The following is a 20,727-nucleotide window of genomic DNA, read 5'->3' as shown; positions in this document are numbered from 1 at the left end:
ATTTATTTACCCAAATTATGCTTTTTAATTAGCTCCTGGTTTTCAGGCTTATTGAGCCAGTCTTCTAATGCCTCAGCGATCGTATCGCTGAGGTTTTTATCTTTGAGAGCTACCACAGCCCGAAACAATTGGTTTAACTCTGGAGAAACATAGCCCCGTAATTCCTTCTTTTCACTCATCAACCTTGCACAGCGTACAACCGCTTAATTTTTGCATAGCTTTTTAGGCTATGTTCATTTAGTCTTTTATCCTATTGTCCGATTGTCCTATTTCGGCAGTATGATTGTGAGTGTTGGAATGCGATCGCCCTGCGGCTGGACACCAAATAAAGCGATCGCTGATGTTTACCCCCATATTGGGAGATTAATAAATGATGACACAAGTGCAAGCCAAGGCTGAGTTTGAGCAAAGTATTGCTCAACAAGCAAGAGTAATAGTATCAGAAGTAAGTGCAAATTATTTTGTGCCATTTATGACTCAAGGCTTTTTGTTAGGGGCTGATTTCAGCATCAATCAAATATCCTCTCAAGTAACTCCTCTTAAACAACCACTCAAACATCTCTTAATTGGTTCTTCTAAAGCTGTAACCAGCACAATTCAATATTTGCAAGTTATTGGTTATGCAGATGTTGGTGATTGGAGTCCTCTGCTACCAAGCCCCAATCCAGGCGAGGTGATGAGCATTTTAAATAGACCTATTCTGGTGCAATAGCGATCGCGTTAATACTTGATCAGCGGATTAATCTGATGCAATAGAAAAATTAGCGAGTAGGGTGTGTTATGCCATAGGCTAACGCACCTTAAATTATCGATGGTGCCGTACTCTCGGCGATAACACACCCTTTTAATAGCGATGTCTACGATGGTCACTGAGCGCGGTCGTTGTGCGGGCGTAGCTGCGGCACCACCAATGCTACATTGAATATAGTTAGCAGTTGGCAATTCCATGAGTATTCGTCAAGAACTTCTAAGTTTGATTGAACAACTGAATGATGAGCAGTTATCAGCATTGCTTGATTTAGCTCTTTCTTTCAAGAATGGCGAAAAACCGGTTAATTCTGCTGTTGAATCTCAGGCTTATCAGGATTGGGTAAGCCCTGAAAATGATATTTACGACGAAGTATTTGCTGATGAACTTACAGCGCGGTGATGTTGTGTTGTGTCGAGTCCCCATGCCTTCAACCGGATTGGCACAGTTTAAAGTTCGCCCTGCTGTTGTAATTTCGGCAAATCAATTGAATCAAATTCTTGATGATTTGATGGTTGTGCCTTGTACTTCCAACACTAATCGCCCTTTAACTGTGACGCAATACTTACAGCAGAAATCATGTATTTGAACCACATCTGTCGTAGGGGCACAGCAATGCTGTGCCCCTACCGCGTGGTCTATTTACCTGAAAATAGCTGTAATAACGGGCGATGAAATTGCCAGTGCAGGTATTAGAGTTGAGTCTATAGTTCGCTGTGAGTCAATTTTTACATTAAATAAATCTATGATTCTCAGAAAGCTGGGTTCTCTTTCCTCTGAGACAATTAATCAGGTGAATTTCTGTCTAAGAGGATGTTTGAAAAGTCCTCTTATCGGTAGCAAAAAGTTCTAGATCCCCCTAAATCCCCCGATAAATTGGGGGACTTTGATTCCGGTTCCCCCCTTTTTAAGGGGGGTTAGGGGGGATCAATAAGTGCCTAAAATCACAGCCAACCACTTTTAAAACATCCTCTAATAGCGGCTTTGGAATTATAAATCAATACGCTTGGGTTAGCGTCAAAAACCACTGGAAATGTTGGGTTTCGTTCCTTAACCCAACCTACGATTCTGCTTTACTTTCGCGCTAACACACCCGACGATCGCTTTATAATTGCGATGTCTACGACGGGCTATTCGGTGACGCAGCTATGAACCCAATCCACAAGTACTTATCCCAATTCTCTTGATGGAGAGACGGTTTCATTAGTTTGAGAAGATGGTTTATTCAAGAAGAAATTCCAGAGTCTTGGAATAGCTATTATTAGAAAACCAATCACAATCACTCCTGCTACCACTGGTAAAGCTAGCGCCAGCACAGACAGTCCGATTGCGATGACCAACTCAATGGTTGACACAACTGGATTGGTTAATCCACCTGAAACACCTGTAGAACTTATCCGCAATATATTCGTTAATCCCTGAGTTAATCCTGCGGTTCCACCACCAGCAATTAAAGCTAACGTCCATTGCGCCAATGGATTCATCTCTGGAGCAACAGATGCTGTTACGATTGTCCCAGTGATAAATGCCGCAGGTGTGGCAACAATATCCAGCAGATGATCCAACCAAGGAATGTAATAACCGATAATTTCCAGCAAACAAGCGACTGCAAATACAATTACAGCTTGAGGTGTTTCCAGCCAATCAAAGTTAGTCGGCAAATCTAAATGTCCAAAAACTGAAGCCACACTCAATGCTAGCAGTGGTACAAATACTCGAAAGCCAGCCGCCGCGCTCAAACTAATCCCCAGTAATAATTCAATAAATGTATTTAGATTGAACAAAGAATTTAAATCCATAGTAAGACTCAAGTTATACTCCTAGTGTTTTTTCCATCTTTGAGCTGAACGGAGTAACAACTCTAAGCTGTGATCCTAAGATAAGAAACTTGGCGAAAATATTTCATCTGACTATGTGTAGAATCAATGAAACCCCACCTGTGTCATACTGCGTAAGTTTTGCCTAAAAAATAACTCCAAAGTAGGTTGCGTTAGGTTCCTCAGTGAATTACCCCCCTTAATCCCCCCGATATTATGAGGACGCTTTTGCATAATTCTGTCATCGCCAATCTTGAGAAATCAGGTCAAAACGAGCCAATGGAGAGTTTCAGCAAAACAGACTTTATTAAAAGCTGCCAAAAATATCACAATTTGGGAAAATAAGAAAGTAAGTCGAATATTATACGACTGACCCAAATTCCTCTCGGAAAATATGACTCATCCTTTCCTTGAACGCCTGCGTAGTCCAGATAGCCCAGTCCTCGTCTTCGACGGGGCGATGGGAACCAACCTCCAAACCCAAAACCTGACTGCTGAAGACTTCGGCGGTCCACAGTATGAAGGTTGTAACGAATACTTAGTCCACACGAAACCCGAAGCTGTTGCTAAGGTTCACCGCGACTTTCTCGCGGCTGGTGCTGATGTCATTGAAACCGATACCTTTGGCAGTACGTCCATTGTGCTGGCAGAATATGACTTGGCAGACCAAGCGTATTACCTCAGCAGAACAGCCGCAGAATTAGCCAAGCGTGTGGCTGCGGAATTTTCCACGCCCGAAAAACCCCGATTTGTAGCAGGTTCCATCGGTCCGACAACTAAACTCCCTACCTTGGGACATATTGACTTTGACACCATGAAAGCTACTTTTGCTGAACAAGCAGAAGCGCTGTGGGATGGTGGTGTCGATTTATTTCTGGTGGAAACTTGCCAAGATGTGCTGCAAATTAAGGCGGCGCTGAATGGCATTGAAGAAGTGTTTCTTAAGAAAGGCGATCGCCGGCCGTTGATGGTATCTGTGACAATGGAAAGCATGGGTACAATGTTGGTTGGTTCCGAAATCAGTGCTGTGCTGACAATTTTGGCACCTTATCCAATTGACATTCTCGGTTTGAATTGCGCCACAGGCCCAGACTTGATGAAACCACATATCAAGTATTTGGCAGAACATTCACCTTTTATTGTTTCCTGTATTCCCAACGCGGGTTTACCTGAGAACGTCGGCGGTCAAGCGCACTACCGGCTGACACCGTTGGAATTACGGATGTCATTGATGCATTTTGTTGAAGATTTGGGTGTCCAAGTGATTGGGGGTTGCTGTGGGACGCGTCCAGAACACATTCAACAATTGGCAGAACTTGCCAAAGACCTGAAGCCAAAAGTTAGACACCCAAGTTTAGAACCCGCAGCAGCATCAATTTACACTACTCAGCCCTACGACCAAGATAATTCCTTTTTGATTGTCGGCGAACGTCTCAACGCCAGTGGTTCCAAGAAGTGCCGCGATTTGCTAAATGCGGAAGATTGGGATGGACTCGTTTCAATGGCGAGGGCGCAGGTAAAAGAAGGCGCACATATCCTTGATATCAACGTGGATTATGTGGGACGTGACGGCGTGCGGGATATGCACGAATTAGTTTCGCGCATTGTCAATAATGTGACACTGCCTTTAATGCTTGACTCCACCGAATGGGAAAAAATGGAGGCGGGTTTAAAAGTTGCCGGTGGTAAGTGTTTGCTGAACTCCACCAACTACGAAGATGGGGAACCGCGCTTTTTAAAAGTGCTGGAGTTGGCGAAAAAGTACGGTGCTGGTGTAATCATTGGTACTATCGATGAAGATGGGATGGCGCGGACAGCAGATAAAAAGTTTGCGATCGCCCAACGCGCATACCGTCAAGCTGTAGAATATGGCATACCTGCCACAGAAATATTCTTTGATACTCTAGCGTTACCAATTTCCACCGGGATTGAAGAAGACCGAGAAAACGGTAAGGCGACAATTGAATCTATCCGGCGGATTCGTCAAGAATTGCCTGGAAGTCATGTAATTTTGGGTGTTTCCAATATTTCCTTTGGTTTAAATCCAGCGTCACGAATGGTGCTGAACTCAGTGTTTTTGCACGAGGCGACGACGGCGGGAATGGATGCAGCCATTGTCAGCGCTAACAAAATTTTACCGCTTTCTAAGATTGAGGAACGCCATCAAGAAATCTGTCGCCAGTTGATTTATGACGAGCGCAAGTTTGAAGGTAACGTCTGCGTTTACGATCCCTTGGGAGAGCTTACCACAGTATTTGCCGGGGTAACGACAAAACGCGATCGCTCCTTAGATGAAAGTCTCCCCATCCCAGAACGTCTCAAACGCCATATCATCGACGGCGAACGCATTGGCTTAGAAGAACATCTCACAAAAGCTTTAGAAGAATATCCCCCCTTAGAAATTATCAACACCTTCCTGCTAGATGGGATGAAAGTTGTCGGGGAATTATTCGGTTCTGGACAAATGCAGCTACCCTTCGTCTTGCAATCTGCGGAAACCATGAAAGCGGCGGTAGCGTATTTAGAACCGTTCATGGAGAAATCTGAATCTGGCAACAATGGTAAGGGAAGCTTTATCATTGCCACAGTCAAAGGCGATGTCCACGACATTGGTAAAAATTTGGTGGATATTATCTTATCCAACAACGGCTACAAGGTGATTAACCTGGGAATTAAACAGCCAGTGGAAAACATCATCAAAGCTTACGAACAGCATAAAGCTGATTGTATTGCCATGAGTGGTTTGCTGGTAAAATCCACCGCCTTCATGAAAGAGAATTTAGAGATATTCAACGAAAAGGGAATTAGTGTCCCCGTCATTTTAGGTGGTGCGGCGTTGACTCCCAAATTTGTGTATGAAGATTGCCAAAAAACCTACAAAGGTAAAGTTGTTTATGGCAAAGATGCCTTTTCTGACTTGCACTTCATGGATAAATTAATGCCAGCAAAGGCCGCTGGTAACTGGGAAGATTTGCAGGGATTTTTGAACGAAGTTGAAACTGCTGAACCAGAGACTAATAACCAAAAATCAAAAATCGCTACTGAAGAATCCCCACTCCCCACTCCCCACTCCCCACTCCCCATAGATACGAGACGTTCTGATGCTGTGGCGATAGATATTGAACGTCCCACGCCACCTTTCTGGGGAACGAAGTTATTGCAGCCTAGTGATATTCCCATCGAGGAGATATTCTGGCACTTGGATTTACAAGCTTTAATTGCTGGACAGTGGCAATTCCGTAAACCAAAGGAGCAATCTAAGGAAGAATATCAGGCTTTCTTAGCTGAGAAAGTTTACCCAGTTTTAGAAACTTGGAAACAGCGAATTATTGAAGAGAATCTGTTGCACCCGCAGGTGATTTATGGTTATTTCCCTTGTCAAGCTGAGGGGAATTCTCTACATATATATGACTCAGAGAACCAATCACAACAGGTTGCAACTTTTGAGTTTCCCAGACAAAAGTCTTTAAGGCGGCTGTGCATAGCAGATTACTTTGCACCAAAGGAATCGGGAATTATTGATGTCTTCCCGATGCAGGCGGTGACTGTGGGTGAAATTGCAACAGAGTTCGCTCAAAAGCTCTTTGCTGAGAATCAATATACAGATTATCTGTATTTCCACGGTATGGCCGTGCAGGTAGCGGAGGCGATCGCTGAGTGGACACACGCCAGAATTCGCCGAGAGTTAGGTTTTACTGCTGAGGAACCCGACAATATTCGGGATATATTGGCACAACGCTATCGTGGCTCACGGTATAGTTTTGGGTATCCAGCTTGCCCGAATATCCAAGACCAGTATAAGCAACTGGAGTTATTGCAGACTGACAGAATTAACTTGTATATGGATGAAAGCGAACAACTTTATCCAGAACAGTCTACCACTGCGATTATTGCTTACCACCCACTAGCAAAATACTTCAGCGCATAACCTTTCCCCTCTCCTTAACAAGGAGAGGGGTGCCCGAAGGGCGGGGTGAGGTTATTATCTTGTGAACACAGCGCATAATCTTTCCCCTCTCCTTAACAAGGAGAGGGGTGCCCGAAGGGCGGGGTGAGGTTATTATCTTGTAGGCTAGACAATAACCTCACCCCAACCCTCTCCTTATAAAGGAGAGGGGACTGGAATCGGAAATAAAAATGACTAAACTTTATAACAAAAATAGTGAAATCGAAAAAAGGAGACTATTACGCCAAAATATCACAAAAGCCGAGAAACTTGTTTGGGATAAAATAAGAGATAGACAGTTAGAAAACTGCAAATTTCGCCGACAATATAGTGTCGATAAGTTTGTTATGGATTTTTATAGTTCTGAATTTAAGTTAGCTATAGAAATTGATGGTGAAAGCCATTTTGAAGAAGGTGCTGCTGAATACGATAAGGCAAGACAAGAATTTATTGAATCAGCAGGAATTAAGTTTATTAGATTTAAGAATAATGATGTATATGCTAATTTGTCTGGGGTGCTGGAAAGTATTGCTGAGAATATACGAAATTTAAGGGGATAGTAGTTGAACCTCACCCCCAGCCCCTCTCCTTATTAAGGAGAGGGGAGCAGGATTAAACCTAAATGATAAAATTAATTAATCTTACTCATCACTAAAATCAGGCTTGATACCAAGTGCGCGTAGCTGCTCTGCTAAACGTTTAGTGGGTAAAGTCTCGTGTAGCCGCGACTTCCAGACGCCCGGCGAATCTGAGCCGAACCTCTGATTATTTTGCACCCAACTGATATCTTTCCTCTAACAGGTGGGTATTATAAGCTTGCTATGCTAACAACATCTTCATAAAGATACATCTAAACAAAATACATTTCCGCAATTATACTGTGATACCATACTCTTATTATTTCTGGAATTGGATTAAATAATTCTCAAAAAATCAGTATTTACCGGATAAGATGAACAACTCATAAATGATATAACTTTAGTAAATTCTCTTTTGTTTTAGCTACTTGATTTGGAAGTTAGGAAAGCCAGATGCAGTAGTTACATAAATATAGTTTCATCCTTTGCCTAAAAAATTAATTTATAGGCAGAATTATCAATTTTGATAAAAAATCATAAATCCACTATAAACCACTTGACAGGAAAGCAACTATGTCTCGAAAACGTCAGCTATTCAAGGTAATTCAAAAAACCTTTAGGCAAATTAGCAAGCAGTTTTTATCTGCAATTAACAAGCAAATCATTTGGCTGTTGCGGACTATTTCTGGCACTCGAAGAAGACGCGGCTCAGTGAATGCTGGCTTTATTTTACCAACAGTGGCGATGGTCACTTTGGTTGTCGTGCTGTTAACAACTGCGATTTTATTTCGGTCTTTTGAGCGTTCTAAAAACGCTAGCAATGTCCGGGTGAATGAGGCTGTGCTTCAAGCTGCTACCCCTGCCTTAGAGCGAGCTAAAGCCAAAATAACTGCACTATTTGCCGACCCGACTCTACCACGTTCTGTCCCATCAAATGTAACATTATACAGTACCTTAACCCAAAAACTTTCTGTCTATACACTTGGTGATGAAACTCCTATAACTCTGGCTTATAACCTTAATAAAAGTACTTCAACTCCGATTATTGAAGCAGGTGATAGTATCCTTTTAGAAAATAAAGAAAACTTACAAACAGCCTGGAAATTTCCTGCCGATACAGATAATAACGGTAAATTTGATAGTTTTATTCTCTACGGTATCTACTTCCGCACTCCTCCCCAAACTGGTACAACCCAAAACAGAAACAGAAGCCCACTAGATGCTAGAACCCCTCCTATGCTACAAGCTAAGGCAGGTGGAGCTTGTGATGTAGCTGGTAACACTAGCGCCAGTTTAGTAGGTACTTCGGGTTGGTATAAGCTACCAACTGGCGAATTGAAAAAAAGCTTTTTCGTATATGTAGCAACGATTCCCATTAGTGATATTTCTCAAGCGGCTCTTCTTGATACAACTAAATATGAGAAGTATGTAGGTAATAAAGGCTTCTCGGCTTTAGAAATGCAACAAGATCGTAGTCAAGTTTCTATTACTAATAATGCTGTTGTCTATGAAGATGATTTAGATATTACACCTGGGCCTAGATTCCGTCTCAATGGACGCATTTTTACCAACAGTAACTTCTTCACTGGTAAAAGTAATCAAGATATAACCCTATTTCAGGTCAGTAGTCCGAATTCTTGTTATTACGAACGAGAAAATAGCAAAATAGTTGTTGGCGGTAATATTGCAAATAGTGGGACAATCAGTGCATCTGATGCAAGTGGAACAGGCGTACATTTATTTGTAGAAAATAATGCACCTGATACAAGCCAATCTTTAGCTAATAAAACTACCTTAAATAACTCCAATGACATTGCTTATAACACTCAGGCTTATGCTAAACGCATAGACTTATTAGTGAAGGCACAACAATTGAATAATGCTGCTACTACTGATCCTCAAGAAGTCATAACTAAAATAAAGAGCCGGACTGACAATGATCCAAGCTTAGACGCGACTACAGTACGTAAGGAAGAATTGGGAAATTGGTTCCGTAAACGTACTAGGCGTGTACCATTTAAAGAAGTTCTTTATGGTACTTCTGGTATTATAAAATCTGGGACTACTGAGTACGACTCAACAACAGATGCAGGAACTTTTATGAAAGGTTCTGGTAATACGCTACGTGCAATGGATGCCTGGATTTATCCACTAGATGCTAATACAAAACTAACACTAGATACAGCGCAACTCCCAACTAAAGACCCAGACATTGTAGATAATAGTCCCGTAACAGAAACAGTGTTAGGCGATCGCATCGTAGTAGGAAACAACCTGCCGGAACTAATATGGGACAATACAATAGGAGACTTTGTAGGACAGAATGCTCCCCAAACCATCACTGGTGTCAAGTGGACGGGTAGCACTACTACAGATCGTACTCGTACCACTCGCGTCCAACAGTTATCAGATTTAGGAGTAACAGGACGTGATGGTTTTTGGGAAATTTCAGCCGCTTCACCCAGAAGTAATATTCTTGATGTGGTCGGTGGACTGAGAGTGATTACAGGTGCAGGAGTATATAGACCTACAGGTTCTGGACTACCTACTCGTCCAACAATAGTGCCTGATGATCCAAGCACGCCAGATCCAAGCAGGCCACCAAGCACGCCACCAGTGGTAATCAACGAAAGCGCTGGCATAGTAGTCTGGCCTGATACTATGCCTATGCTTGTACCTGATTCGACCGATCCTCTGAACGGTACTACGCCAAAACGTGGTGATTTGGTAATGCGTGCTACGGCAGTGTATCACTACAATTTTGATTCCTACGCTCCTCTGGCGACTACAGCAGACTATTATCAAAAACCCATGGCCTGTGTAAGTAGCTACTATGACCCTACAAACAAGGATACAGCAAGAAATACAGGTACACTGGCCGATGTGAGCGGTGAAGCAGTTGGTGCTAAACCTGCTGGAGCAAGATCAAATAATGGGGTTGTTTACGCTGCTTCCACTACTACATCTGCTGATGTAACTACAGGACAGGCAGTAGATAGCAATGGTTTTTTTACGCTTGCGGCTAGTGCTGATGATGTGACTAACACTAGCGTAACTTTGCTAGATCGCTTAAAATATCAAGCCAAGTTGGTATTTCCCAATGGCCGCCTTGTCAATCCGCTACTGCGGCAAGCACTGGCCAAAGCAACAACCAGCAAACTCACTCTCTCTGAGCAATCAGCAATTGACTCTACCATCTGTGCAATACAGATTGCTGATGGCACCCTGGCTGGGAGTACTACCTACATTCCTGATGGCGCAATCAAAGAAACTGCATTTCTTGATGCCCGACAAATTAAGGCCATAGATAAAGGTGATCCATTAACTTTAACTGGAAACTACAATCTAGAAGTCGAACAGCGCCAGCCTTTAGAAATTCGTGCCACTGTCATAGATTTAAGTAAGCTTCGCACACAAGTAATCGGCGTTGCATCGGATAAGGAATATCTATTGCCCAATAGCGGCATTATCTATGCCTCTCGTGATGATGCTCAAAAAGATCGCAGCCAGTCAGACAGTGAAACTGTTAGCGCCAGTGACTACAAGCTCGATCCAGAACGGCGACCCAACGCCATTATGTTGATTAATGGCAGTAACTTGAGTCGCCAGGTTGGCAGTGATCCGGTTCACTATAATGATTACAGAGCAGAAGAAAAAGGCTTAATTTTAGCAACTGAGCTACCAGTGTATGTTAAAGGCAATTTTAATCTGCACACCAAGCAAGAATTTAAAGCTCCGGATCTTTTGCCTCTTCCCACTGATAGTACCTACGATACTAAATTTTACACTCGCGCTGCGACAAATCGCGATCCTGACTTTGCTTGTCGGCCTAGTGACCCTAGACTACCCAATTGCACAACAGGCGAAACCTGGCGACCAGCATCAGTGATTGCCGATGCTGTCAGCTTGCTGTCTGGTAACTTCCGCCAAGGTTTCCGCAATGAGGGTGATTACGATTTGCGAAATAACCAAGGGAGTGATCCTAACGTCGTACTCAAACAACTCAAGGCAGGTTTCTGGAATAACAACTTCGTCACTTCATCTAATTTCTTCACTGCATCTAATAATGATGCATACTACTTGGGTGGTCCGTCCGATACTACAAATGACTTTAATAATACTACTCTTGTTGTTCCAAATCCAAATAACAGCTCTTACTTGAACAACTTCGTCACGCCCATTCAGCGTCGAGGGAGTTTCCCAGAGTATGTAATGGAGATGTGCTTCAAAATACCAGTTTCAGAGTGCCAACCAGGTGACTGGTATGTGGGTTTAGATAGTGATACTATTAAAACCAATGCTTTAACATCAGCAGAAATCTTTAAAAGGTCTAGTGATGCAACTGTAATAGGTGCAGATCCTGAAAAACTCTTAGCTGGTACAACCCAGTGGCGATCGCCAAGGACTGGTTTTGAAAGATTTGCCCGCCGGGTTGCGTTCAAACGAAATAGTTCTGGACAACTGCTTGATGCTAGTAATACCCCCATTACTTTTAATAGCGGTAATCCTACTTCCACTCCCATTCCACTAGGTATCAAATCAGGTATAGTAAAAGAACTTCCACTAATTATCACAAGTGGTGTGGTAGACGCAGCTAGCATACCTGACATAGCGACTAATGCCCTATGGTTTGCAACTACAACAAGTACTTCTACTTCACCAGCGTTCGACACCAGCCAGATAAAATACAAGAACACGAACACTGCTCGTCTATTCTTTAGGTATCCCCAAGTACCACCAGTACTAACTCCTCCGGCTTCTTCGCTGAGGGATTTTCCTGGAAGCCCGGGGACACCGCCGGTACTCACGTCGTCCTTAAGAGATGCAACTTACCAGCCGCTATTAGAACCTGTATTGCAATTACAAGTAACAGACCTAGCACCTCAAGATAATGATTACTCCACTTTAACAGGATCATCTACTCTCGTTAAAAATACTAGATGGTTGTCTAGGGCAAGTGAAACAACTTTTAATCTAGTAATTGCTGCTGGTGATACTCCTGCTCGTGTGGGTCTAAATACCTACGAACTCAATGGGGGTTTGCATAACTTTGCGCGCTTCTTAGAAAACTGGGATGGGGTTAATGCCAATATCAACGGTTCATTCATCCAATTTAAACGCAGTATCTATGCCAGTGCACCATTCCAAGCTCTTGTCAGACCAGGACCATCAACTTCTCCTGCAACCTCTTCTGACGTTAATAACCTTACCGCTACTGCCAATAACAGTATCTTTATCAGAGTTCTGAATTCTGGTAGCCCTGGGTACAGATCAGATAGTAGTTACACTAATACTGGTAGTGGTGAAGCGCCTTATTATATGCCTCCTTTACGTAACTGGGGTTTTGATGTGGCGTTACTGGCGCAAAATCCCGACTTGTTTGCCCAGCGTTTTGTAACTCCAGCCACAGATCCTCCAAATGAATATTTCAGAGAAGTAGGTCGGGATGACCTTTGGGTACAAACTCTGTTATGTGCTGTCCAAACTCAAACATCGGATGGGTTTGAGACTACGAACACCACCAACTACTTTGGCACGGGTTATCAATTTGCACTACCTGCAACTGAACGCCCTGGTAACTGCAAACTCCAACCATCCTGAAGTGTGTGAATGAGAGTTTTTACAGCACTTTTCAGGTGAATAGATCGCGTTAACAGACCTAACCCCCAGCCCCTTCCCTACGAGGGAAGGGGGAAAAATCAAAGCCTCTCCCCTTGTAGGGGAGAGGTTTGGAGAGAAGTTACAAGTGTATTACACTCGATCGCAAATTGCTATAAAACATAGCCTAATTGAGAAACTGACTATGAACCCACACCAACTACACGAATCATCTGCCCAATCCAGCGAGTCTGGTTTTACGATCATTGAGTCGCTGGTAGCAATACTTGTAGTCTCTATTTTGCTAACTGCGATCGCGCCTGTCCTAGTTATGGCAACAGCAACTCGTGTGCAAGCTAGACGGGTGGTATTGGCAACAGGAGCGGCTAAAGCCTTCATTGATGCTATCAAGTCTAAAACAATCTCAGAAGCCCAAGTATTAAATCCTACCTCATTCAATCTCGCTGCTGCAACGGCTACTGCAAATAGAACAGTATCAAGCTCAACCAGTGACTATTTAATCAGTAGTGTGCTTCCACCCACAACCGCAACCAAGAATACTTTGTATTGCTATAACAAAAATGGCAGCCTTGCTAATCCTAGCTGTACTAGCGATCTGTTTTACATTCAGGCTTTTGGCAATGCAGTTGGAACTATCAGCACAAGTACCACTCAAATTGATAGCGGTCAAAGCTATCGTTTGGGAATTCGGGTATATCGTTCCGATGCTGATTTTGGTACCTTAACTGCGGGTAGCGGTGGAAAAAAAGCAGCAACATTCACTGGGGGACTAGGCGATCGCAAAGCACCACTAGTAGAAATGACAACTGAAATTGTCAGGGGTCAACCCTCCTATACCGCTTTGTGCGCTCGGCTTGGTGGTTGTTAAGCACCACCATAATTAACCCAGCAAACATAAATAATTTTATGACTCAGTATCCGTCAATAAGGAGAACCTATAGCAAAATGAATATATTGAGGTGGCTGTTAAGTACTCAGCTAAAACCCTCTCAGAAGCAAAACAAAAATAGTGGCTTCACCCTAATTGAACTGCTCGTGGCTATGATCCTTACATTCCTAGTAATTACGCCGTTGCTAGGTTTTATGATCAGCGTTTTAACCACTGATGGACAGGAACAAGCCAAAGCCAACTCTGAGCAAGAAATTAAAGCAGCCCTTGACTATATCACTCGCGATCTCCAACAAGCACTATATATATACGATGCTACTGGAATTGCTTGTCTAAGCGGTACTGCTGATACTACTACTTGCCCAGCTGCAAGTGTGAATCAATTGCCTAGCCCAACAGGTGGAGTTCCTGTGCTTGTCTTTTGGAAACGAGAATTACTTAGTCAAGCAATTACAATTACAGGCACTCAAAAAGATGATGCTTTTGTTTACTCATTAGTTGCCTACTATTTAATTAAAGACACTAGTACTACTTGGTCTAACGTTGCCCGCATCGCCAGATGGGAAATTAAAGATGGCGTTACAAATACTGCTGCTACAGTTACTTGTGATGGATTTCTTGCAACCGAAAAATATCTCCCATGTCCAGATAAAGGTTTTAAACCATTTGACTTGTCACAAAAGGGCATAACATTACAAGCAAAAATGAATACTTGGACAGGAGGGGGGGGTTACACTCAAGTTCCTGTGGTTTTGGTTGATTTTATAGATCAAACAACAATAGACCAAGAAACACCGGTAGTGCTACCATCAGCAGTAACTTGCCCCACTACCCCTACTGTTCCCCCTACTGATTTTAAACGAGTTCCAGCAACAGCAACTAATCTCAGAAGGGGCTTTTATGCTTGTGTAAATTCAGTTGATCCAAGTAATAGAAGTGCTGTTGAAGTTTATTTAAGAGGTAACGCACAAGCTCGCCTAATACAAAATGATGAAACTAAAGTACGTTACGCCGATACCAAATCTAGTTATTTTCCCAGTGCAAACATTAAGGTTCAAGGAAGCAGCTTCATCTTTACCAAATAACTTCTATCTTTTACAAAGATTAATAAAAGCAGGATAGTATGCCAAATATTCCTAGTTTAAGACTATTAGATTATTTCCAGTTGCATAGCCGAAAAACAAAACTAAAGCAGCAATATTTAGGAAATAGATACCATAGCGATCGCTACAATCAACAAGATGCCGGATTTAGCTTAATAGAATTAATCGTAGTGATCCTGATGATCGGAATTTTATCAGCGATCGCAGCTCCTGGTTGGGCTGCCTTTGTAAATCGACAGAAGGTAAATAAGGCTAACGACGCTGTTTTCGCCGCACTGCAAGAAGCACAGCGCCAAGCTAAAAAAACTAAACTTAGCTACAGTGTCAGTTTTCAGATAGATAGCACAACCAAAAATGTAGAGGTTGCTATTTATTCTCCTAATGCTTATCCTACTAGTGCTGCACCCCCTATACCCCTCCCATGGAAACCTTTAGGGGGAGATGTGGGAGCCAATTCTAATCAATTACTGCTGGGGGCAAATCTCAGTAGTACAAACATTGTCAATACTACTTCTACTGTATCCTACCCTGCTTCAAGTACGTTAGCAACTTCAGCATCTCCACCTCCATCAACGATTACCTTTGACTATATGGGAGCTTTACCAACTTTACCAATTCCAAGCTTTGGAACAGCTACAGGGTTAAAAATAGTGGTAGCTGTTCCAAGCTCTGCAAATTCTACATCGCCTAGTAGCGTAAAGCGATGCGTCGTTGTGGAAACTCTCTTGGGAGCAATGGCCACAGCAAAAGACGCCCAATGCAATTAAGTAATCTTCATAGTGAAAATTTATAAAAATACGAAATAATACTGAACATAAAACTGCACTTTGAGAGCAATATTGTAATATCTCGTGCAGTTTTCTGGTTTTAAATACCTCAAAAATCGCCTTAATAAAATATAACTTTTGTCAAATGACTAAAAACATTGACTTTACTGTAGCTATCCCAACTTATAACGGTCAAAGTCGTTTGCCTGAACTACTAGAACGACTACAAAATCAACTAAATACAGAACATTTATCTTGGGAAATTATAGTTGTAGATAATAACAGCACTGATAACACAGCTAAAGTTATTCAAACCTATCAACAAAATTGGCAGTGTCCTTATCCACTAAAGTACTTATTTGAAAAAAAACAGGGAGCAGCATACGCCAGACAAAGGGCAATTGAAGAAGCTAAAGGCACATTTATAGGTTTTCTTGATGATGACAACTACCCAACATCCACCTGGGTAGCAGCAGCTTATGCTTTTGGTGAACAGCATCCTTTAGCCGGTGCTTATGGTAGCCAAGTTCATGGTGACTTTGAAGTTGAACCACCGGAAAACTTTAAGAAAATAGCTTCTTTTTTAGCCATTACCGAGAGAGGTACAAAACCCCACCAATACAAAGCTCACATGAAAATGCTACCTCCAGGAGCAGGCTTAGTAGTTCGCAAACAGGCATGGGAGAGAACAGTTCCTAAAAATCTAGTTTTAAATCATAAAGGTAGAGAAGCTGGGTTAGCCAGTGAAGATTTAGAAGCAGTACTACATATCCAACTAGGAGGTTGGGAAATTTGGTACAACCCAGAAATGTGTATTCACCATAAAATCCCAGCATGGCGATTGCAAAGAAAATATTTAATTAGTTTATTTCGCTGTGTGGGTTTAAGTCGGCATCACCTTCGTATGCTGAGAATACAACCTTGGCAAAGACCTTTGGTGAGTTTAGTGTATTTAGTTAATGATCTACGCAAAATTATACTTTACGCGCTCAAATATCGAGGTATGTTTCAAACTGACTTAATTGCTGCTTGCGAGATGGAACTGCTCATGAGTAGCTTTATCAGTCCTTTTTACCTATTTCAAAAAAGATATTTGAATATAGCGGTTCTCGACTTGGTGATGGACTTTTTCCAAGCTATTAAAGCCTCGGCTACCTCGACTTCGCTCGGCACAAGTCCGCTCGGCTTTAACCTTGCTAAAAAAGATTGGGGTGTACCTCAGTTGCTTAAGAAACGCTCTAACCAGTTATTACCTTATCAGAAACTCTCATGACAAACATATAAATTGTGGTAATTAGGATGGATAAATTAATTGAAAATCAGTTTTTAGACTTTACTGTAGCTATTCCTACATACAATGGTGCAAAACGTTTACCTCAAGTTTTAGATTTTCTACTCAAGCAGACGGGAATAGAAAAGCTATATTGGGAAATAATTATTATTGATAATAATAGTCACGATAATACAAATGAGGTAATTAAAGATTATCAAAAAAAATATAGCCAGAATATTTGTTTGAGGTACTTTTTAGAGAAAGAACAAGGAATCCCATTTGCAAGAATGCGGGCTATAAGTGAAGCTAGAGGTGAGTTTGTTGCATTTGTAGATGATGATAATCTAGTAGCATCTGATTGGATTTTACAATCTTACACTTTTGGCAAAGAGCATCCTCAAGCAGGCGCTTGGAGTGGACAAATTCATGGAGATTTTGAAGTAAAGCCGCCAGAAAATTTCGAAAGAATTCAAGCTTTTTTAGCTATAAGAGAATGTGGTTCAAATCCATATTTATTTGATGCAGCTAATTTAAGGCTTCCTCCTGGTGCAGCGCTTGTTGTTCGGAAACAAGTATGGTGTGAAAATGTACCACAACGACCTACTTTGAGAGGGAGGTTGTCTGGGATTTTGGTGTCGGGTGATGACTATGAAGCATTGCTTCATATACATTATGGAGGCTGGCAAATTTGGTATAACCCTACTATGCATACTTATCATCAAATACCACATTGGCGACTTGAGAGAGATTACCTCCTAACTCTGGCACGCGGCTGTGGCTTGTGTGTTTTCCAGTTACGCTTGATAAATACTAAGAATTGGCAAAAACCAATAGTGTTTGTCAGAACTATTTTAGGGAATTTACGCCGAGTATTACGGCACCTTATTCAGTATAGAGGGCAATTAGAAAGTAATCTAATAGCTCTTTTTGAAATGGAATTTTACTTGGCTAGTATGATGAGTCCTTTTTACTCGTTGAAGCTTTATTTTAGGCAATTTAGTGTCAAAAAATAACTATAGGACTAGTATTTGATTTTTGAAATGCACGTAGTAGACCCTCATGGCTTTAATAGTGCATTAGACGTAGACGTAGGTTGGGTGGAGCGGAGCGCAACCCAACTAATTATCAGGATGTTGGGTCTAAAACCCCGTCATAAAGGACGGCTTTAAGTTTTGTGGCTCTTGTCTTTATCCCCGTTACAAAACTGTACCCTTCGACAAAGCTCAGAGCAACGCTTCCGACTTCCGACTTCCGACTTCATTAAGAGATGTTGGGTTACGCAAAGCCTCCACCCAACCTACAATTTTTTTGCAACATTTTAGCCTAGACGGTCTACTACAAGACTACCGAGATTTTTTCAGAAATCAAATATGATTCCTATAGATAAAATAATAATTAATAAAAGCAAATACATGACTCAAATCTCTGTAATCATACCATCTTATAACAGCGAAAAAACTATAAAGAAAACAATTGAATCTGTTCTAAATCAAAGTTTTTCAGATTTAGAATTAATTGTAATCAATGATGGTTCAAAAGACTCAACACTAGAGATTATTTCAAATTTTCAAGACTCCCGAATCAAAATATTTTCCTTTGAGAATTCTGGTGGAAATATTAGTCGTAACCGTGGACTAAAATATGCTGCGGGAAAATTTGTTAGTTTTTTAGATGCAGATGATATTTGGACAGCCGATAAATTGGCAAGCCAGTTGCAGGCTCTGCAAGAAAACTTAGGTGCTAAGGTTGCTTATAGCTGGACTGATTCTATCGATGAAAATGATGAAATCTTGCTTTCAGGTATGCATATTACTGTCAATGGTGATGTTTATGAAAAGCTATTAGTAAGTAATTTTCTAGAAAATGGTTCTAACCCCTTGATTCTTAGAGAAGCAATAATAGAATTAGGTGGATTTGATGAATCACTAAATGCTGCTCAGGATTGGGATATGTGGCTGCGATTAGCTTGTAAGTTCGATTTTGTATGTGTACCATCTGTACAAATATTATACCGAATCAGTCCTAATTCACTTTCTTCTAATCTTGCAAGGCAGGAAAAAGCCTGTTTGCAAGTACTTAAAAGTGCCTATCAGGTAAGACCATTAACTGATAAAAATATTTGGAGATTAAGTCTCACGAACCTTTATATATACCTAACATGCAAAGCCCTACAACAGCCATTCAATCGATATAAAGGTGCAGTAGCAGCCACATTTCTTTGGAAGTATTTACTCAACGACTCTTCAAGGTTCTATCGGGTCAATCTAATCTTAAAACTTTTATTTAAAATTGTTGTGATTTTTATACTACCCACTGCTTTGTCTACAACTTTACTAACAAGCATCAAGACAAAAGCGAAGAAAGTAAAACATTCTCAAATATGTAGTTAAGTAAGTGGGTCAAATTAAATATAAAACCTCACCCTGCCTCCGGCTTCCCTCTCCGAACTCACGGAGAGGGATTGAGGGTGAGGTTTGATCTTATGTTTAATTACGCCTACCTACTTAGTTGAAAACCAACTAAAAAATAACAATGAATACCCAAGTGCATTTTCCATATCTAGTCAAAGCAAAAAATCTCTTTAATAACCGTTCTAACAGTGGTTTTACCTTGCCAGAGATGTTAGTAGTTGTTGTATTAATTGGTATATTAGCTACGCTGGGAATACCCAACTGGCTGGCTTTTGTGAACACTCAACGCCTCAATACTGCCGGAAGCGAAGTTCACCTTGCTATGCGCCAAGCCAAAAGCCAAGCTACTAAGGAAAAATTGACTTGGCAAGCTAGTTTTCGTGAACAAAACGGTATTGTTCAATGGGCGGTTCATCCTGCTACAGTAAACCCATCTGCTGCTAACTGGAATAATCTACATTCTAATGTGCGCTTTGATTCTGAGACAAACTTCCAACCGTCACTCAGTACTGTACAAGAAGTTAGATTTGACTACAGAGGTAATGCTAAAGATTTAGGAAGGATCACGCTATCCAGCAAATCTGGTGGTAAAGCCAAACGTTGCGTAATAGTTTCTACAATTTTAGGGGAAATGCGAACGGCAAAGGAGCATACTACAGTTAAAGACGACAATTATTGCTATTAGCTATTAACAGAGTTTGGGGGTTTAATTCCCCAGCAAGACAGGCAGCACCTTTTGGGTCGGGGTCTAAATGCCCGTCACAAAACTGAGTTGCGACTTGCGACTTGCGACTTGCGACTTGTTTTAATATATTTCTTGTTGATTCAAACAAGGTATTGTGTGCTGAACTTACCAGCAAACCCAAAACAGCACTTGATTATTTTCACCCGCTATCCAGAACCAGGTAAGACAAAAACCCGATTGATACCTGCTTTGGGAACTGTTGGTGCTGCCAATCTTCAACGCCAGATGACTGAATATACCATATTTCAGGTTCAAGAATTGCAAAAAGCCATTGCCATATCTGTGGAAGTGCGGTTTACAGGTGGTGATTTGCAACTGATGCAAGACTGGCTGGGGTTGGATTTCGTTTATCAGTCTCAAGGTGAAGGCGATCTAGGTTCCCGAATGGCGCGATCGCTTAGAAATGCTTTTCAATCTGGTGCAGAAAAAGTAATTATCATCGGTACAGATTGCCCTGGAGTGAATGCCCAGATTCTAGCAACAGCCTTTGAGAAGTTACACACCTTTGACCTCGTACTTGGCCCTGCGATCGATGGTGGATATTACTTAATTGGTTTGTGCCAACCCATCCCGGAGTTATTCGTTAACATCGAGTGGGGAACTGCTCAAGTATTCCAGAAAACTGTGGATATTGCCCACAAACTGAATTTATCTCATGTCAACTTGTCGCCTTTAGCTGATGTTGACCGACCGGAGGATCTGCCGATTTGGGAACAAGCTCTTGCAGGAGAGATGAGGGAGATGAGGGAGATGAGGGAGATGAGGGAGATGAGGGAGATGAGGGAGATGAGGGAGATGAGGGAGATGAGGGAGATGAGGGAGATGAGGGAG

Annotated in this window: 15 protein-coding genes and 2 pseudogenes; 14 read left to right on the top strand and 3 right to left on the bottom strand. The window is 41.7% G+C overall.

Going from position 1 to position 20,727, the window contains the following annotated elements:
- Nucleotides 1-2: 2 nt before the first annotated feature.
- Nucleotides 3-179, bottom strand: coding sequence for a hypothetical protein (locus V7K27_RS26425; RefSeq protein ID WP_334951249.1), 177 nt, complete (start codon nt 177-179; stop codon nt 3-5).
- A gap of 293 nt (nt 180-472) precedes the next feature.
- On the opposite strand from V7K27_RS26425, the gene V7K27_RS26420 reads away from it, so the two are divergent.
- Nucleotides 473-712: a hypothetical protein gene (locus V7K27_RS26420; protein WP_334951582.1), complete on the top strand. Its 240-nt coding sequence runs from the start codon at nt 473-475 to the stop codon at nt 710-712.
- Nucleotides 713-720: 8 nt separating this feature from the next.
- Here the strand turns inward: V7K27_RS26420 and V7K27_RS26415 are convergent, their stop codons facing one another.
- Nucleotides 721-948, bottom strand: coding sequence for a hypothetical protein (locus V7K27_RS26415; RefSeq protein ID WP_334951248.1), 228 nt, complete (start codon nt 946-948; stop codon nt 721-723).
- Between V7K27_RS26415 and V7K27_RS26410 the strand changes: the two genes are divergently transcribed.
- Entirely contained in the window at nt 947-1,150 is a 204-nt protein-coding gene (locus V7K27_RS26410; protein ID WP_334951246.1) for a hypothetical protein, read from the top strand. The two genes, V7K27_RS26415 and V7K27_RS26410, sit on opposite strands and share 2 nt — an antisense overlap.
- A pseudogene (locus tag V7K27_RS26405) lies at nt 1,104-1,601 on the top strand (type II toxin-antitoxin system PemK/MazF family toxin). Before V7K27_RS26410 ends, V7K27_RS26405 begins: the two are co-directional and overlap by 47 nt.
- A gap of 316 nt (nt 1,602-1,917) precedes the next feature.
- On the opposite strand, the gene V7K27_RS26400 reads toward V7K27_RS26405, so the two are convergent.
- Nucleotides 1,918-2,547: a DUF4126 domain-containing protein gene (locus tag V7K27_RS26400; protein ID WP_334951245.1), complete on the bottom strand. Its 630-nt coding sequence runs from the start codon at nt 2,545-2,547 to the stop codon at nt 1,918-1,920.
- A gap of 412 nt (nt 2,548-2,959) precedes the next feature.
- On the opposite strand from V7K27_RS26400, the gene metH reads away from it, so the two are divergent.
- The 11 genes and pseudogenes from metH to V7K27_RS26345 form a co-directional block, all read left to right on the top strand.
- The gene (metH, locus tag V7K27_RS26395) at nt 2,960-6,493 is read left to right on the top strand and encodes a methionine synthase (RefSeq protein ID WP_334951244.1); all 3,534 of its coding nucleotides are present in this window, start codon (nt 2,960-2,962) and stop codon (nt 6,491-6,493) included.
- A gap of 209 nt (nt 6,494-6,702) precedes the next feature.
- Nucleotides 6,703-7,071, top strand: a complete 369-nt coding sequence (locus V7K27_RS26390) for an endonuclease domain-containing protein (RefSeq protein ID WP_334951242.1) — start codon at nt 6,703-6,705, stop codon at nt 7,069-7,071.
- 591 nt (nt 7,072-7,662) lie between these two features.
- On the top strand, nt 7,663-12,690 hold the full coding sequence (gene hpsA, locus V7K27_RS26385; protein WP_334951240.1) for a hormogonium polysaccharide biosynthesis protein HpsA: 5,028 nt from the start codon (nt 7,663-7,665) through the stop codon (nt 12,688-12,690).
- Between the two features lie 202 nt (nt 12,691-12,892).
- A complete protein-coding gene (gene hpsB, locus V7K27_RS26380) occupies nt 12,893-13,576 on the top strand; it encodes a hormogonium polysaccharide secretion pseudopilin HpsB (protein ID WP_334951238.1) in 684 nt (227 codons plus the stop codon).
- A gap of 77 nt (nt 13,577-13,653) precedes the next feature.
- Nucleotides 13,654-14,682 carry a hormogonium polysaccharide secretion pseudopilin HpsC gene (hpsC, locus tag V7K27_RS26375; protein WP_334951236.1) on the top strand — a complete coding sequence of 343 codons (1,029 nt, stop codon included), beginning with the start codon at nt 13,654-13,656 and terminating at the stop codon, nt 14,680-14,682.
- A gap of 38 nt (nt 14,683-14,720) precedes the next feature.
- Nucleotides 14,721-15,467: a type II secretion system protein gene (locus V7K27_RS26370; protein WP_334951235.1), complete on the top strand. Its 747-nt coding sequence runs from the start codon at nt 14,721-14,723 to the stop codon at nt 15,465-15,467.
- A gap of 145 nt (nt 15,468-15,612) precedes the next feature.
- Nucleotides 15,613-16,740, top strand: coding sequence for a hormogonium polysaccharide biosynthesis glycosyltransferase HpsE (gene hpsE, locus V7K27_RS26365; RefSeq protein WP_334951234.1), 1,128 nt, complete (start codon nt 15,613-15,615; stop codon nt 16,738-16,740).
- Between the two features lie 26 nt (nt 16,741-16,766).
- On the top strand, nt 16,767-17,753 hold the full coding sequence (gene hpsE / locus V7K27_RS26360) for a hormogonium polysaccharide biosynthesis glycosyltransferase HpsE (protein WP_334951233.1): 987 nt from the start codon (nt 16,767-16,769) through the stop codon (nt 17,751-17,753).
- 357 nt (nt 17,754-18,110) lie between these two features.
- A complete protein-coding gene (locus V7K27_RS26355; RefSeq protein WP_334951232.1) occupies nt 18,111-19,130 on the top strand; it encodes a glycosyltransferase in 1,020 nt (339 codons plus the stop codon).
- Between the two features lie 142 nt (nt 19,131-19,272).
- Complete coding sequence (locus tag V7K27_RS26350) at nt 19,273-19,836, top strand: GspH/FimT family pseudopilin (RefSeq protein WP_334951231.1); 564 nt, start codon at nt 19,273-19,275, stop codon at nt 19,834-19,836.
- A 156-nt stretch (nt 19,837-19,992) separates the two neighbouring features.
- A pseudogene (locus V7K27_RS26345) lies at nt 19,993-20,634 on the top strand (TIGR04282 family arsenosugar biosynthesis glycosyltransferase); the annotation flags it as partial.
- Between the last annotated feature and the right edge of the window lie 93 nt (nt 20,635-20,727).

Origin of the sequence: Nostoc sp. (assembly GCF_036919575.1) — a bacterium.
GTDB lineage: Bacteria > Cyanobacteriota > Cyanobacteriia > Cyanobacteriales > Nostocaceae > Nostoc.
The sequence above is the reverse complement of the archived record's forward strand: the minus strand, read 5'-3'. Positions and strand labels throughout refer to the sequence as shown.

Bases quoted from the DNA above. Each gene is read 5' to 3' on its own strand.
- V7K27_RS26425 (WP_334951249.1), bottom strand. From the start codon at position 179: ATGAGTGAAAAGAAGGAATTACGGGGCTATGTTTCTCCAGAGTTAAAC.
- V7K27_RS26420 (WP_334951582.1), top strand. From the start codon at position 473: ATGACTCAAGGCTTTTTGTTAGGGGCTGATTTCAGCATCAATCAAATA.
- V7K27_RS26410 (WP_334951246.1), top strand. From the start codon at position 947: ATGAGTATTCGTCAAGAACTTCTAAGTTTGATTGAACAACTGAATGAT.
- V7K27_RS26415 (WP_334951248.1), bottom strand. From the start codon at position 948: ATGGAATTGCCAACTGCTAACTATATTCAATGTAGCATTGGTGGTGCC.
- V7K27_RS26400 (WP_334951245.1), bottom strand. From the start codon at position 2,547: ATGGATTTAAATTCTTTGTTCAATCTAAATACATTTATTGAATTATTA.
- metH (WP_334951244.1), top strand. From the start codon at position 2,960: ATGACTCATCCTTTCCTTGAACGCCTGCGTAGTCCAGATAGCCCAGTC.
- V7K27_RS26390 (WP_334951242.1), top strand. From the start codon at position 6,703: ATGACTAAACTTTATAACAAAAATAGTGAAATCGAAAAAAGGAGACTA.
- hpsA (WP_334951240.1), top strand. From the start codon at position 7,663: ATGTCTCGAAAACGTCAGCTATTCAAGGTAATTCAAAAAACCTTTAGG.
- hpsB (WP_334951238.1), top strand. From the start codon at position 12,893: ATGAACCCACACCAACTACACGAATCATCTGCCCAATCCAGCGAGTCT.
- hpsC (WP_334951236.1), top strand. From the start codon at position 13,654: ATGAATATATTGAGGTGGCTGTTAAGTACTCAGCTAAAACCCTCTCAG.
- V7K27_RS26370 (WP_334951235.1), top strand. From the start codon at position 14,721: ATGCCAAATATTCCTAGTTTAAGACTATTAGATTATTTCCAGTTGCAT.
- hpsE (WP_334951234.1), top strand. From the start codon at position 15,613: ATGACTAAAAACATTGACTTTACTGTAGCTATCCCAACTTATAACGGT.
- hpsE (WP_334951233.1), top strand. From the start codon at position 16,767: ATGGATAAATTAATTGAAAATCAGTTTTTAGACTTTACTGTAGCTATT.
- V7K27_RS26355 (WP_334951232.1), top strand. From the start codon at position 18,111: ATGATTCCTATAGATAAAATAATAATTAATAAAAGCAAATACATGACT.
- V7K27_RS26350 (WP_334951231.1), top strand. From the start codon at position 19,273: ATGAATACCCAAGTGCATTTTCCATATCTAGTCAAAGCAAAAAATCTC.